Source organism: Kocuria palustris (assembly GCF_007666205.1).
Classification (GTDB): Bacteria; Actinomycetota; Actinomycetes; order Actinomycetales; family Micrococcaceae; genus Kocuria; species Kocuria palustris_A.
On record NZ_VDOR01000002.1, the window covers coordinates 213,852 to 227,404 of the forward strand.

Annotated in this window: 13 protein-coding genes; 10 read left to right on the forward strand and 3 right to left on the reverse strand. The window is 75.4% G+C overall.

The genetic code is table 11. The annotated features are described in order from the left end of the window. Window positions 1-3: 3 nt before the first annotated feature. Window positions 4-1,821: a bifunctional 3'-5' exonuclease/DNA polymerase gene (locus FSY66_RS03065; RefSeq protein ID WP_260853409.1), complete on the reverse strand. Its 1,818-nt coding sequence runs from the start codon at window positions 1,819-1,821 to the stop codon at window positions 4-6. A gap of 150 nt (window positions 1,822-1,971) precedes the next feature. Between FSY66_RS03065 and ssd the strand changes: the two genes are divergently transcribed. The 9 genes from ssd (at window position 1,972) to FSY66_RS03110 (ending at window position 9,705) form a co-directional block, all read left to right on the forward strand. Next, window positions 1,972-3,324, forward strand: a complete 1,353-nt coding sequence (gene ssd / locus FSY66_RS03070; protein WP_144791167.1) for a septum site-determining protein Ssd — start codon at window positions 1,972-1,974, stop codon at window positions 3,322-3,324. Continuing rightward, window positions 3,321-4,523, forward strand: coding sequence for a TadA family conjugal transfer-associated ATPase (locus FSY66_RS03075; protein ID WP_260853410.1), 1,203 nt, complete (start codon window positions 3,321-3,323; stop codon window positions 4,521-4,523). The genes ssd and FSY66_RS03075 overlap by 4 nt, the downstream gene beginning before the upstream one ends. After that, window positions 4,520-5,392, forward strand: coding sequence for a type II secretion system F family protein (locus FSY66_RS03080; RefSeq protein ID WP_186304377.1), 873 nt, complete (start codon window positions 4,520-4,522; stop codon window positions 5,390-5,392). Before FSY66_RS03075 ends, FSY66_RS03080 begins: the two co-directional genes overlap by 4 nt. Beyond that, window positions 5,389-5,994, forward strand: a complete 606-nt coding sequence (locus FSY66_RS03085; protein ID WP_144791171.1) for a type II secretion system F family protein — start codon at window positions 5,389-5,391, stop codon at window positions 5,992-5,994. The genes FSY66_RS03080 and FSY66_RS03085 overlap by 4 nt, the downstream gene beginning before the upstream one ends. Before the next feature lie 103 nt (window positions 5,995-6,097). Next, window positions 6,098-6,367, forward strand: coding sequence for a DUF4244 domain-containing protein (locus tag FSY66_RS03090; protein WP_144791173.1), 270 nt, complete (start codon window positions 6,098-6,100; stop codon window positions 6,365-6,367). A gap of 293 nt (window positions 6,368-6,660) precedes the next feature. Continuing rightward, complete coding sequence (locus FSY66_RS03095; protein WP_260853411.1) at window positions 6,661-6,996, forward strand: TadE family type IV pilus minor pilin; 336 nt, start codon at window positions 6,661-6,663, stop codon at window positions 6,994-6,996. Then, window positions 6,986-7,387 carry an Rv3654c family TadE-like protein gene (locus tag FSY66_RS03100; protein WP_144791175.1) on the forward strand — a complete coding sequence of 134 codons (402 nt, stop codon included), beginning with the start codon at window positions 6,986-6,988 and terminating at the stop codon, window positions 7,385-7,387. Before FSY66_RS03095 ends, FSY66_RS03100 begins: the two co-directional genes overlap by 11 nt. Before the next feature lie 199 nt (window positions 7,388-7,586). Next, window positions 7,587-9,164, forward strand: a complete 1,578-nt coding sequence (locus FSY66_RS03105; protein ID WP_144791177.1) for an MDR family MFS transporter — start codon at window positions 7,587-7,589, stop codon at window positions 9,162-9,164. Window positions 9,165-9,252: 88 nt separating this feature from the next. After that, window positions 9,253-9,705 (forward strand): hypothetical protein, encoded by a 453-nt coding sequence (locus FSY66_RS03110; protein ID WP_186304378.1) that lies wholly within the window; start codon window positions 9,253-9,255, stop codon window positions 9,703-9,705. A gap of 24 nt (window positions 9,706-9,729) precedes the next feature. Here FSY66_RS03110 and FSY66_RS03115 read toward each other — a convergent pair whose 3' ends face one another. Together FSY66_RS03115 and FSY66_RS03120 are read right to left on the reverse strand one after the other, a co-directional pair. Next, complete coding sequence (locus FSY66_RS03115; RefSeq protein WP_144791179.1) at window positions 9,730-10,443, reverse strand: PIG-L deacetylase family protein; 714 nt, start codon at window positions 10,441-10,443, stop codon at window positions 9,730-9,732. 106 nt (window positions 10,444-10,549) lie between these two features. Beyond that, entirely contained in the window at window positions 10,550-12,931 is a 2,382-nt protein-coding gene (locus FSY66_RS03120) for a DEAD/DEAH box helicase (RefSeq protein WP_144791181.1), read from the reverse strand. Between the two features lie 119 nt (window positions 12,932-13,050). Between FSY66_RS03120 and FSY66_RS03125 the strand changes: the two genes are divergently transcribed. Continuing rightward, entirely contained in the window at window positions 13,051-13,518 is a 468-nt protein-coding gene (locus FSY66_RS03125) for a pyridoxamine 5'-phosphate oxidase family protein (protein WP_144791183.1), read from the forward strand. Window positions 13,519-13,553: the final 35 nt, after the last annotated feature.

Consider the following 13,553-nt stretch of genomic DNA (forward strand, 5'->3'; position numbering starts at 1 on the left):
CCGTCACCCGGCCTGGTCGTAGCTCTCGACGACGGCGACCGTCACGGGGAACTCGACCGGGACCCGGCCGAACACGATGCGCGTGGCCTGCTCCGCGGCGTCGCGCACGAGCGCGGCGACCTCTTGGGCGTGCTCGGCCGCGGTGTCGACCATGATCTCGTCGTGCAGGAAGAAGACCAGATCGGCGTCCAGCCCGCGGCGCCGCAGCTCGGCGCGCACGCAGCCCATCCACGCCATGGCCCACTCCGCGGCCGAGCCCTGGACCACGAGATTGCGGGTGAACCGGCCCTGCGAGCGGCGCAGCTGCCCGGCGCGGCGCTCCTCCTCGGCCGTCGCGGTCCGGGCGACGGCCTCCTGCCAGCGCTCGTCGGGCCGGGGCGACCAGCGGCCGAGCCACGTGCACACCTGCGCGCCGTCCTCGCCCACGCGCGCGGCATGCTCGACGAAGGCGACCGCCTGGGGGAACAGCCGGGCCAGCTGCGGCATGAGCCGCCCGGACTCGCCGGTCGTGGCTCCGTACAGGGCCCCCAGCAGCGCCACCTTGGCCTCCGCTCGCTGCGTGAGCCCCGTGCTGGAGCGCCGGCCCCGCTCGGCGATCGAGAGGTAGAGGTCCTGCCCGCGGGAGGCGTCCGCCAGGGCGTCGTCGCGCGCCAGGACCGCCAGGACGCGGGGCTCGAGCTGCGCGGCGTCGGCGACCACCAGGCGGCGCCGCGGGCCCGGGCGCACCGCGGAGCGGACCACCTTGGGGATCTGCAGCGCTCCGCCGCCTCGTGCGGCCCAGCGTCCCGTGACCACGCCCCCGACGACGTACTCCGCGTGGAACCGGCCGCCGCGCACCCATGACTCGAGCCACTGCCAGCCGCTGGCGGTGAGCAGCCGGGAGAGCTTCTTGTAGGCCAGCACGGGCTCGATCAGCTGCTCGCGGCGCTGCCGCTCGCCGGGGGAGGAGACCGGCGCGGCCTCGGCCCAGCCCTTGAGCTCCCACTGGCTCGTGGAGCTCACCCCCATGCCGGCGCCGCGCAGCGCTCGCAGCAGGGACTGCGGGGAGTCGGGGTTCAGCTCCGGGGCGCCCAGGACCTCCCGGACGCGCTCGGCCGCCTCCTCCATGCGCGCCGGGCGGTGCCCCAGCGGCGGCTGCGGGCCCAGGGCCTCGACGAGCAGGTCGCGATGCACGCGCTCGTCCCACGGGATGCCGACCCGGTGCATGTCGGCCGCCAGCAGGGCGCCGGCGGATTCGAGGCCGCACAGCAGACGCAGCTTCTGCGGCGCCCGGGAGCCCTCGACGGCCTCGAGCTGAGCGCGCAGCTCCTGGACGAGAGCGGTCAGCCGATCGGCGGCCGCATCCCGCTGATCGGCGCCGGGGCCGTCGTCGAAGAGGCCCAGCTGGCCCTCGCCGGGGCCGTTCCACACGGAGCGCGGTGCGGGCTCGGGAGCGATCCCCGGGTGCTCGTGGCGGGGCAGGGGCTCCAGGACGGGGGAGTAGTCGACGGCCGCGGCCGGGGCGGTCGAGGCGGTGGACAGGATCGCCGAGACCAGGCGCAGGTCGTGCAGGTGCTGCAGAGGCGCCGACGGATCGGCGGCCAGCAGGCCCGGCAGGATCAGCGGGCCCCGCTCGAGGACCCAGCGCGGGCCGCGGCCCGTCTCGGCGCGGCAGCGCGCGTCCTGCGCATGCACGAACGCGGCCAGGCCGGCGGGATCCAGCTCCTGCGGCGGCCCGACGGGGCGGGCCCGGTCGTCGACGACCTGGACGGCGTGGACAGCGCCCCCAGCCGCGGGCGGCGCTGTGCCGTCGGGCGGGAGAGCGGTCACGACGATCAGCACCCTCGCATTCTGGCGGCGACGACCGACAGCGCAGGCATCGCGCGCGAGCGGGACTCCACAGGGGACGGTGATCCTGCCCGGCCCGCAGCCCGCGCCCCGGGCGGATCGCCGCTCCTGCCGGCGGCTGCCCGCACCCCGCATGGTCGGGGCATGACAGCACAGCAGCCCCCGCGCAGCTCGGGATCCCACCGCGCGGCCCGGCCCTCCGGTCGCCGGGCGGCCCTCCTGGAGATCGTCCCGCCGGCCCCGGCAGGGGCCGCCGCAGAGGCGGCGGCATCGGGCAGCCGTGCAGCGGGCGGGTCGGCTCCGATCGAGCCCCTCCGCGGCGCCCCCGCGGAGGGGATCCCCGGTGCGGAGATCCCCGCCGCCGGGCTCGTGCTCGAGGGAGCCGGTCGGCGCGTCGTCCTGGTCGGCTCGGACGATCGCCTGGTCGAGGAGATCACCGCGGTGTGCGCGGCCGCCGACGCGCAGCTGAGCCGAGCCCACGACCCGAGCCCCGCGCAGCTCGAGGCCGCCGGAGCGGCCTCGGCGCAGCTGCTGCTGCTGGCCGCGCGCGACCTCCGCAGCGCGGGGTCGCGGCCCGGCCCCTTCGGGATCCCGGCCGTCCTGCTCGGCACGGCAGAGGATGCGGATCTGTGGGAGCTGGCGGCGCGGATCGGCGGCGACTGCACCGTGGCGGTGCTCCCGGAGGCGGAGCCGTGGCTCGCGGACCGGCTGGCCGATCTGCGCGGCGAGAGCGCGCGCCCGGCGGCCGGCGTCCTGGGCGTGATGGGCGCGGTGGGCGGGGCCGGCGCCTCGACCCTGTCGTGCTGGCTGGCGGCCGCGGCGGCGCCGCAGCGCGAGGCGGCCCTGGTGGACGGCGACCCGCACGGCTGCGGCATCGACCTGCTGCTGGGCACCGAGCTCGAGCCCGCGCTGCGCTGGCCGGATCTGGTGGGCTCCCACGGGGCGCTGAGCTCTCGACGGCTGTGGGAGGTGCTCCCGGAGATCGACGGCCTCACCGGGATGAGGTGGCTGTCCTGGGATCGTCGCTCCCAGGAGGAGGCCCCGGTCGCGGCCGTGCTGCGCACCCTCCGGCGCGCCTGCGACCTCGTCGTCCTGGACCTCGGCCGGGTCGGCGAACGATCGTTCGGGGCGGCTCGGCTGTGCGATGCGGTCCTCGTCGTGGTGCCCCGCACGGCCAGGGCGCTGCTGTGCGCCCGGCGGATCGCCGATGCGCTCAGCGGCGTGCCGGTCGAGTTCGTCCTGGCGGGTCCGGCGATCGCGGACGTGGAGCCAGATGCCGCCGCCGAGGTCCTGGGGCTGCCGCCGCTGACCGGCATCCCCTTCGACGCCGGGGTCGCGGAGGCCTGCGAGATGCGCAGCCTGCTTCAGCGCGGGCGGCGCCGTCGGCACGCGAGCGCCGTGGCCTCGTTGTGGGAGCAGCTCGACGAGCTGCACGGCCTGCTGGATCGGGCCGCCCCCGAGACGGCCGCTGCCGCCGGATGGGACGGCCGGCCGTGAGCGCCCTCATCGCATCCGGTCCGGGCCGTGCGCGCGCGGCCGACGTGGACCCGCACCTCTTGCGCGAGGTCCGCGAGACGCTGCTGGCCGACGGCGGCGCGGTGGACGACGAGCGCATCGCCCGGGCCGTGCGCGAGTCCGGCCAGGCGCTCAGCGCCGCCGGCATCCTGCGCGCGGTGCGGCGCATCCGCGCGGAGCTCACCGGTCTGGGCGCCCTGCAGGGCATGCTCCCGGCCGAGGGGCTGACCGACGTCTGGATCAACGGGCATCGCGAGGTGTGGTGGGAGGCCGGGGCCGGCCCCGTGCGGGTGGACTCCCCGTTCCGCAGCGAGGAGGAGCTCCGGGAGCTGGCCGTGCGGCTGATCTCCTCGGCCGGGCGCCGGCTGGACGACGCGCACCCCTGTGCCGATGTGCAGACCGCCGACGGGATCCGCGTCCACGCCGTCCTGCCGCCGATCTCCACCGGCGGGACCCTGCTGTCCGTGCGCTTCCGGCACCGGGAGGTGCTGACCGTCGACGATCTCGTCGCCGCCGGGACGATCCGCCCCGAGATCCTGGAGCAGCTGCTCGCCGCCACGGCCTCGGGGGCCAACCTCCTGGTCACCGGGGCGACGGGCTCGGGCAAGACGACGGTGCTCAACGCCCTGCTCTCGGCCTGCCCCGTCCACGAGCGGATCGTGCTGATCGAGGACGCCGCCGAGCTGCGCCCGGCGCACCCGCACGTCATCGGGATGCAGTCGCGGCATGCGAACGTCGAGGGCAGCGGCTCGGTCGATCTCGCCGAGCTCGTGCGGCAGTCGCTGCGCATGCGCCCGGATCGGATCGTGATCGGCGAGTGCCGCGGGGCCGAGGTGCGCGAGCTGCTGACCGCGCTGAACACGGGGCACCGCGGAGCGGGCACGGTCCACGCGAACTCGGCCGATGCCGTGCCCGCCCGACTGGCCGCCCTGGGCGCGCTCGGCGGGATGACCCCGGAGGCGGTCGCGCTGCAGGCCGGCTCGGCCCTGGACCTGGTCGTGCACCTGGACCGGGAGGCCGGACGCCGCGTCCTGCGCACCGTGGCCCTGCTGGAGCAGCGCCGCGGCGCCCTGCACATGGTGACCGCCGTGGAGGAGACCCCCGACGGGCCGTCGTCCGGGCCCGGCTGGCCTGCCTTCGCCGCCATGGCGTCCGGACGCACGGCGGGGGCGGCGTCATGAGCGGGGCCCTGGGGATCTTCGCCCTCGTGCTCGCGGCCCTGGCGCTGCTGTGGCTGCCGCGTCCGCTGACGGTGCGGATGCCGGGTGCTCCCGGACCGGAGGGGGAAGCAGGGTCCTCGGCTGCCCCCGACGGGATCCTGACCGCCCTGGCTCGGCGGCTGCGTCGGCGGGACGACCCGGCCGAGGCCGGCGAGTGGGTGGACTGGATCCGGCAGCTGGCGGCCCTGATCCGGGCCGGGCAGTCTCCCACCGCCGCCTTCGCCGTCAGCGCCCGGACCGCGGCGCAGGCCCCGGTGCCCAGTCGAGCGGTGGCTCGGCAGGAGCGGCTGTGCCGGGCGGTGTCCGCTGCCGCTGCCCTGGGGCGCAGCCCCTCCGAGACCCTGCTGGCCGAGGCCGCCGCGAGCGGCCGGCCCCGAGGCAGGGCCGAGCGCACCGAGGCGGCCGTGCTGACGGACACCGCCCGGTGCTGGGAGGTCTCGCAGCGCACGGGCGCGCCCCTGGCGGCGCTGCTCGACGGCGTCGCGGCGGCCGCCGAGGGAGATCTCGACGCCGACGCCGCTCGCGAGACCGCCCTGGCCGGAGCGAGGGCGACGGTGCGGATCCTCTCGTGGCTGCCCGTGCTGGCGCTCGGGCTCGGGATTCTCATCGGAGCCGATCCCGTGCGCACCCTCCTGACGACCCCGTGGGGCGTCGCCGCCGGAGTCCTCGGCGCGGTGCTGAGCGTGATCGGGAGGCTGTGGACGCGGCGCATGGTGCACCGGGCCGAGGCGGCCGCGGGGCACCGCCCGGCTCCGTCCGCGCCCGCGGGGCCCGAGCCGCCGCGGGTCCCGGTCCGTCCCCGGGCCGAGGCCGGGAGGCGATCCGCATGAGCGGCGGACAGTCAGCGAGCGCCGCCGTGGTCGCGGGGATGCTGCTGCTGGCGGCCCTGGCCGTGCTCTGGCTCCCGCTCGCACGGCGGATGCCCGGACCGGGTGCTCCCGGCACGGGGCCGGGGGGCTCAGCGGCCCCCGAAGGGGTCTCGGCGCCGGCCGGCAGCGGCGTCTCGGCCGGGGTCCTGGTCGAGCTCGTGGCCTCGATGCTCGAGTCCGGGGTCCCCGTCTCCCGAGCGCTGGACGTGCTGGCGCGCACCGACGGCGGGGAGGTCGGCGCGAGCCTGCGGATCGTCGCCGCGGCGCTGGGGCTGGGGCTGTCGTGGCAGCAGGCCTGGTCGGCGGCCGGCGACGTCCCGCCCCAGGTCCAGGATCTGCGCGCCGCCCTGACCTTCTCCGCGGTCTCCGGGGCACCGTCGGCCTCGGCTCTGCGCGCGGCGTCGGCCCAGGTCCGGCGGGCCGAGCAGCGCCGCGCGGAGGCCGCCGCCGAGCGGCTGTCCGTCCACCTCATGGTCCCGCTGGGGCTGTGCTCCCTGCCTGCCTTCGTGTGCTGGGGCATCGTCCCGGTGCTCATCGGGCTCGTGCCCGACCTGCTCGGATGAGCGCCCGCCGCCGCCTCGTGCGCCGGCCCCGAGAACCTCGGGCGGACGTCCGTCCGCTCGATGCCGAGCCCCGCCCGGGGCACAACCGAGAGAAGGGGACATCATGTCCGTCATCACCCGCACCGCCGCTCACGCCGATCACGCGGCCCCCGAGAGCGCCCGCAGCGTCTCCTCGGAGCTCGAGCCGACCGATGGCCGGCGACCCGGCCGGGAGCTCGCCGTCCAGGATCCCGACCTCGGGGCCTCGACCGTCGAGTACGCGATCATCCTGCTCGCCGCGGCGGCCTTCGGGGGCGTGATGGCCGCGGTCATCAACTCCGACGGCGTCTCGAGCCTGCTGCTCAAGATCGTCGAGAAGGCCCTGGCCATCTGACCGACGGGCGGGCTCGTCCGTCGGTCGGCGGACGAGCCCGCCCGGACCCGGCCGGTCCGGTGCCGCGCGCACCGGACCGGCCGCTCACGAGAGGACTCGAGATCATGATCACGAATCGAAGCGCTCGCCCCACCCGCCGTCCGCCCGCGACGGGAGGCCCGCCGACACGAGCGCCGCGCACCGGGCCTCGTCATCGCCGGACCGAGGCGCGCGGACATGCGGCCCCGGGGGCCGGGGGCGGCGGGCTGGAGAGCGGTGAGAAGGAGCGCGGCCCGGGCGATGACGCCGGCGCCGTGACCGTCGAGACGGCCGTCGTCCTGCCCTCGATCGTCCTGCTGCTGGCCGTGCTGCTGGCCTGCGGCGGCGCCGCCATGCTCCAGGTGCGCTGCGAGGAGGCCGCCGGGGCGGCCGCGCGCGTGATGGCCCGCGGGGAGTCCGCCGCCGACGCACAGCAGGAGGCGCGCACGATCGCCGGCGATGCCGCCGACGTCCGGGTGGACCGGGACCCCGATCGCGCCACGGCCCGGGTGACGATGCCCGCGCCCGGGATCCTGGGGAAGTGGGAGTCGCTCGAGGTCACCGCGGAGGCCACGACGTTCAGCGAGGAGGTGATCGTCGATGGCGGGTGAGCGCCGGGCCGGCTGCGATGGGCACCCGGACCGCGGAGCCGGCACGGTCCTCGGGCTGATCCTCGCCCTGGTGGCCGTGTTCCTCATCACCGCGGCGCTGGGGGTCGGGCAGGCCGCGATCCTGACCCATCGGGCCGGCAACGCCGCCGATCTCTCGGCGCTCGCGGCGGCCGACACGGCGCGCGGGCTGCGGATCGGGGAGCCGTGCGAGGTGGCCGCCGAGCTGGCTCGGCTCAACGGGGCGCAGCTCACCGACTGCGCGATCGTGGGCCCGGATGCGACGACCGCAGATGTGTCCGTGGGGGTCGATCTGCCCTCGGCGCTGGCCGTCCTCGGGCAGGCCCACGGCCGGAGTCGGGCCGGGGCCCCGGAGGACAGTCCGCTGCGGTGACGAGCGCAGGCGGGGCGTCCGCACCGGTCCTGCCGCGGCGCCTGCGCGGTCCTGCCCGACCGCGCCGGCACCGCCGCCCTTCTGAACAGAAGTGGTACGAATGCATCACTATGGGCTAGTCTGATCGGCGGCCGTCGACCACGGCGTCGAGGCACTCTCCCCGCAGCGGGGCCTTTCCAGCGCAGAGGTCGACTCCTCGATGTCACAGCACTCCGCCGAGCACCCCGACCGACCGGATCCGTCGTCCGCCGCCCCGAGCGCGACGACCATCTCCGGGCCGATCAAGGTCATCCTGGGCGTCCTCGTCTTCACCGCATTCGTCATGATGGTCAACGAGACGACGCTGGCCGTGTCCCTGCCGTCGATCATGGCCGACTTCTCGATCGCCGCGGGCACCGCCCAGTGGGTGCTCACCGGCTTCATGCTCGCGATGGCGGTGGTCATGCCGATGACCGGGTGGCTGCTCGAGCGGTTCACCACCCGGTCCATCTTCTTCTTCGCCGTCGGGTCCTTCCTCGCGGGCACCGTCGTCGCCGCGGTCACCCCGTCGTTCGGCCTGCTGCTCGCGGCGCGCCTGGCGCAGGGCGCCGGCACCGCCGTGATCCTCCCGCTGCTGATGACCGTGGCCATGACCCTGGTGCCCGCCCCGCGCAGAGGTGCGGTGATGGGGCTGATCGCCGTGGTCATGGCCGTCGGCCCGGCGATCGGCCCCACTGTGGCGGGGGCGATCCTCGGCTTCACCTCCTGGCACGGGATCTTCTGGTGCATGATTCCGCTCGTGGCAGGGGCGGGAGTCCTGGGCGCCGTCCGGCTCACGAACGTCACCGAGCCGCGTCCCGTTCCGCTCGATCCGCTGTCCGTCGTGCTGTCGCCGCTGGCCTTCGGCGGGCTGGTCTACGGGCTGAGCTCCATCGGCGTCATCCTCGACGGCGGCCCGGGAGCCCGCACCCCGCTGGTGATCCTGGGGATCGGCGTGGTGGCCGTGGTCCTGTTCATCCGGCGTCAGCTGGCCCGGGGCCGTGACGATGAGGCGCTGCTCGATCTTCGGCCGCTGGGCGTGCGCAACTTCGCACTGTCCGTCGTGGTGGTCGTCGCGCTGATGGGGGCCATGCTCGGCGTCGTCAACACGCTGCCCCTGTACCTCCAGGGGTCCCTCCTGGTCAGTGCTCTGGTCTCCGGCCTGGTGATGCTGCCCGGCGGGCTGCTCGAAGGCGTCCTGTCCCCGATCGCAGGCCGGCTCTACGACCGTTTCGGGCCGCGGCCCCTCATCATCCCCGGCGTGCTGCTGATCACCGGGAGCCTGTTCCTGCTCTCGACCATCGACGAGAGCACGGCCCTGGGGACGGTGATCGCCCTGCACGTGGTGTTCTGCATCGGCCTGGCCGCATCCTTCAGTCCTCTGATGACCACGGCGCTCGGATCGCTGCCGACGCATCTGTACGGCCATGGCTCGGCCATCCTGAACACGCTGCAGCAGCTGGCGGGCGCGGCCGGCACCGCCGGGCTCATCACCGTCTGCAGCGAGGTCAGCGAGGCCGCGCGCGCCGGCGGCGCATCGGAGCCCGCGGCCCTGGCCGACGGGACGAGCTCCGCGTTCCTGACCGCCGCCGTCGTGGCACTGGCGGCGTCAGCGGTCTCGCTGTTCATCACCAGAGCGCCGGGCGCCGACAGCGGGCAGCCCGAGACCGTCGTGGAGACGACGGCGCAGCCCGCGGCCGAGGCGAAGTCCCGCTCGGGCGCACACCGTGCGCCGGAGGCGGGCGGCCGGCAGTCCTGAAGACACCCCTGCGGGGGGGGGGGGGGGGGGTCGCACGGGCCGCAGCCGACCCAGGCGGCGACCCGCGGCATGAGAGGAGAACGAGGCCATGAATGCCGTGCACCGGCTGATGACCGTCCATCACGAGTACTTGGCGCGCTGGCTGAGCGATGGCCGCCGCGCCGATCTGGACGCTTTCCTGAACGTGCACCATCCGGGCTTCTCCCTCGTGACGACGGACGGCGAGATCCTCGGCCTCGATGCGCTGCGCTCGGGACTCAGCGGCTCCGGGGGCTCTCGACCCGGGCTGAGCATCGCGATCAGCGGGCTGACGCGGCTGGGACCGGAGACCCATCGGTTCCTCGAGCAGCACGTGATGGGCTCCGAGGCGGTCGATGCGCGGATCGTCACCTGCGTCCTGCGCGGTGAGCACGTCATTGCGCTGCAGGAGACGACCAGACCGCTCGGGCACAGCTGCTCCGGGGACGAGCCGCCCGGGGCGGGATCGCGGCCATTCAGCGGACCGTGGTTCTCAGCCGCAGACCCGACGCGGAGGGCGTGAGCCCGTCGCGGCGGGCGATCCGGTTCAGCCCAGGCGGTAGGCCCGGAACGGCATGGCGTGGTCCACGCCGAGAGCCCTGCCCGCCCCGGCGGTGGCGCTCGTGATCAGATCGCGGGGCGCCGGATGGTCCGGCAGGTCGGCGAGGTACTCGGCGTGCTGCTCGAGCGAGGCGATGCCGCGCTCGAGCGGGGCCCCGCTCACGTCGACGGCGTGGGTCGGCTCGGCGGCCTCCGCGACCAGCAGCCAGGTCGTCCCCCACGGCTCGAGGCCCTCGTCCTCGGCGAGCTCGCGGAAGGCCCAGCGGTTGTCCGCGTCGCGCACGGCGTCGGCGGCGGCGAGCCCGGCCACGCGATGATCGGCCATGTTCAGGCCCCACGGGACTTCCTCGGCCCAGGTCATCGTCACCAGGGCGTCCGGGCGCACGCGGCGGATCTGCCGCGCGATGTCCCGCCGGAGCCCGAGCGAGGGCTCCAGATGGCCGTCGGGGAAGCCGAGGATCGTCAGGTCCTGCACGCCGACGGCCTCGCACGCGCGGCGCTGCTCCTGGGCTCGCAGCGGACCGGTCTCGGCGGGATCGCGCTGCATTCCGGCCTCGCCGCTCGTCAGCAGGAGGTAGGAGACCTCGATGCCGCGCTCGACCCAGCGGGCCGCGGCGGTCGAGACGCCGTACTCGAGGTCGTCGGGGTGGGCCACCACGCACAGCACGCGGCGGAAGTCGTCATCGGGCAGCGGCTCCAAGGATTGTCCTCCTCCGGTCGGGATCCCAGTCTCTCAGCCCGAGAGCCCCGAGTCCCAGGGGGGGGCATCCGCCGCAGACCCGACCCTGCGGGGGCGGCCGGCCGCTTCATCGATCGGCGTCAGCCTCCGGGGCCGCGTCGAGCAGCACCTCGAGCAGCCGCACCGCGGCCCGCTTGTCGAGCGGCTGGTTGCGGTTGCCGCACTTCGGAGACTGCACGCACGACGGGCAGCCGGCCTCGCAGCGGCAGGCCGTGATCGCGTCGCGCGTGGCGCCGAGCCAGCGGCGGGCGAGCTCGTAGCCGCGCTCGGCGAAGCCCGCGCCGCCGGGGTGCCCGTCGTGCACGAAGATCGTCGGCAGCTCGGTGTCGACATGCCGGGCGGTGGAGAGCCCGCCCACGTCCCACCGGTCGCACGTGGCCAGCAGCGGCAGCAGCCCGATCATGGCGTGCTCGGCGGCATGCAGCGCGCCCGGCAGGTCGGGCTCCTCGATGCCCGCGGCGGCCAGCTCGGGCTGGGGGGCCGTGAACCACACGCCCCGGGTCCGCAGCTGCGTGGGCGGCAGGTCCAGCGGCTCCTCGCCGAGCACCTCGTTGCCGGGGACGGCCCTGCGCTGGAACGAGACGACCTGCGAGGTCACCTGGACCTCTCCGAAGCGCACGGCCACCGGCCCCCACTGCCGGGAGCGCTCCTGCTCGATCACCGACACGGAGGTGACATCGCGCGCCGAGGTCCAGAAATCGGGCTGGGCCCGGGTCACGGAGACCACGTGCTGGTCGAGATCGAGGTCGTCCACCAGGTACGAGCGGCCCTGGTGGACGTAGACGGCCCCCGGGTGGGTCTGCCGGTGCGCCTGCGCGGCTCCGATCGAGCCGAGCAGCTGCCCGGTGCCCGTCTCGATGATCTGCAGCGGCCCGCCGCCGTCGCCGCGGATCGAGACCATCCCCGCGGGGTCCTCGGCATGGGTCCAGTACCAGCCGGTGGGACGACGGCGCAGTCGGCCCGCGGCCTCGAGCGAGTCCACGATCGAGCGCGCGCCCGGCCCGAAGAGCTCGAGCTCCTCGGCCCGCAGCGGGGTCTCGGCCGCGGCCGCGCACAAGTGCGGGGCCAGGACGTAGGGATTGCCCGGGTCGAAGACGGTCGCCTCGACGGGATCGTCGAACAGGGCCTCGTGATGATGGACCAGGTAGGTGTCCAGAGGGTCCTCCCGGGCGATGAACGCCGCGAGGGCGTCCTGCCCGGCGCGGCCGGCGCGCCCGATCTGCTGGAAGAACGAGCTGCGGGTCCCCGGCCACCCGGCCACGAGCACGGCGTCGAGCCCCGCGACGTCGAGCCCGAGCTCGAGCGCCGAGGTGGACGACAGCCCGAGCAGGCGGCCGTCGCGCAGCTGCTGCTCGATCTCGCGCCGCTCCTCGGGCAGGTAGCCCGAGCGGTAGGCGGCCACCCGGTGGGCCTGCCCCGGCTCGATCTCCTCGAGCTGCCGCCGAGCGATCTGCGCGATGGTCTCGGAGCCGCGCCGCGAGCCGATGAACGCCAGGGTGCGCACCTGCTTCAGCACGAGATCCGTGAGCATCTCGGCGGCCTCGACCGTGGGGCTGCGGCGCACCGGGGCCCCGTTCTCGCCCTCGGCGCCCGACTGCTCGGGCTCCCACAGCACGACCGTCACGGGCCCGTGCGCGGAGGTGTCCTCCTGGACGGCGGTCACCGCCGCGTCCGGGACGCCGATGAGCCGGGCGAACGACTCCTGCGGCCGGGCCGAGGTGGCCGAGGCCCCGATGCAGATCGGCTGCGCGCCGTAGAGCGCGGCCACGCGGCGCAGGCGGCGCAGCACCTCGGCGACATGAGAGCCGAAGACGCCGCGGTAGACGTGCGCCTCGTCGACGATCACCCAGCGCAGGCGGCGCAGGAACCGCGACCACTGCTGATGGTTCGGCAGCACGCCGGCGTGGAGCATGTCCGGATTGCACAGCACGGCATCGGCGTGATCGCGGATCCAGCGGCGCTCGGAGCCGGGGGTGTCCCCGTCGTAGGTCCGGGCGCGGACGTCGAGGCCCGGCCCCCCGGAGGCGCGGCCGGCTCCGATCAGGGCCTCGAGTGCGCTGAGCTGATCGGCCGCCAGCGCCTTGGTGGGGGACAGGTAGAGCGCCGTCGCCTCCTCGGGGTGCTGGAGCCGGCCGGGTTCGCGCCGTGCCGCCAGCCGCCCGCGGTGCAGGTCCGAGAGCACGGGGGCCTGGTACGTCAGGGACTTCCCGGAGGCCGTGCCCGTGGCCGCGATGACGTGACCGGCCTGCGCGGCCTCGATCGCCCGGGCCTGATGCGCGTACGGCTGCTGGATGCCGAGCAGCGCGTACGCGGCGATCACGTCCGGATGGATCGAGCTCGGCCAGGCGGCGCTCACGGCCTCGCGGCCCGGCAGCTCGCGGACATGGCGCACCTGCTCGGGAGCCGCGCCGCGGCCGAGCAGCGGGACCAGGGGATGGGGCTCGGTCATCCGCGCATTCTCCCACCGGCGGCGCGGGGGCGGGAGGATGCCGGGACGGATGAGGCCGCCGGAGCAGAAACTGCGGGCAAGGCCTCGCCTCCGGGGCCCGGCAGGACGAAGATGGGCTCATGGACAAGGACATCCTCCACCCCGAGCCGCTGCCGGAGCAGGACGGCCCCGCACAGGACCGCTCCGAGCACGACGGCGTCGTCACGCAGCTGACCGACGACGAGTGCTGGGACCTGCTCGAGGAGAGCCGCTTCGGCCGTCTGGGCACCCGCGACGGCGACGAGATCGAGATCACCCCGGTCAACTTCATCGCCGACGGCGGCAAGATCTTCTTCCGCTCGGCCCGCGGCTCCAAGCTGCTGCGCCTGACCCTGTACTCGCAGGTCGCCTTCGAGATCGACCACGTGGCCGGCGGGCGGGCCTGGTCCGTGATCGTGCGCGGGCACGCCCGGACGCTCACGGCGCCCGAGGACCTCGTGCGCTTCGAGCGGCTCGGGCTGCGGCCGTGGCTGGACACCGAGAAGCTCGAGATCGTGGAGATCGAGCCCTACCGCCTGACGGGGCGCCGCTTCACCCTGCAGGGCTGAGCCGCACTGCGGGCCCGGCCCTGCGGCGAGGCTGC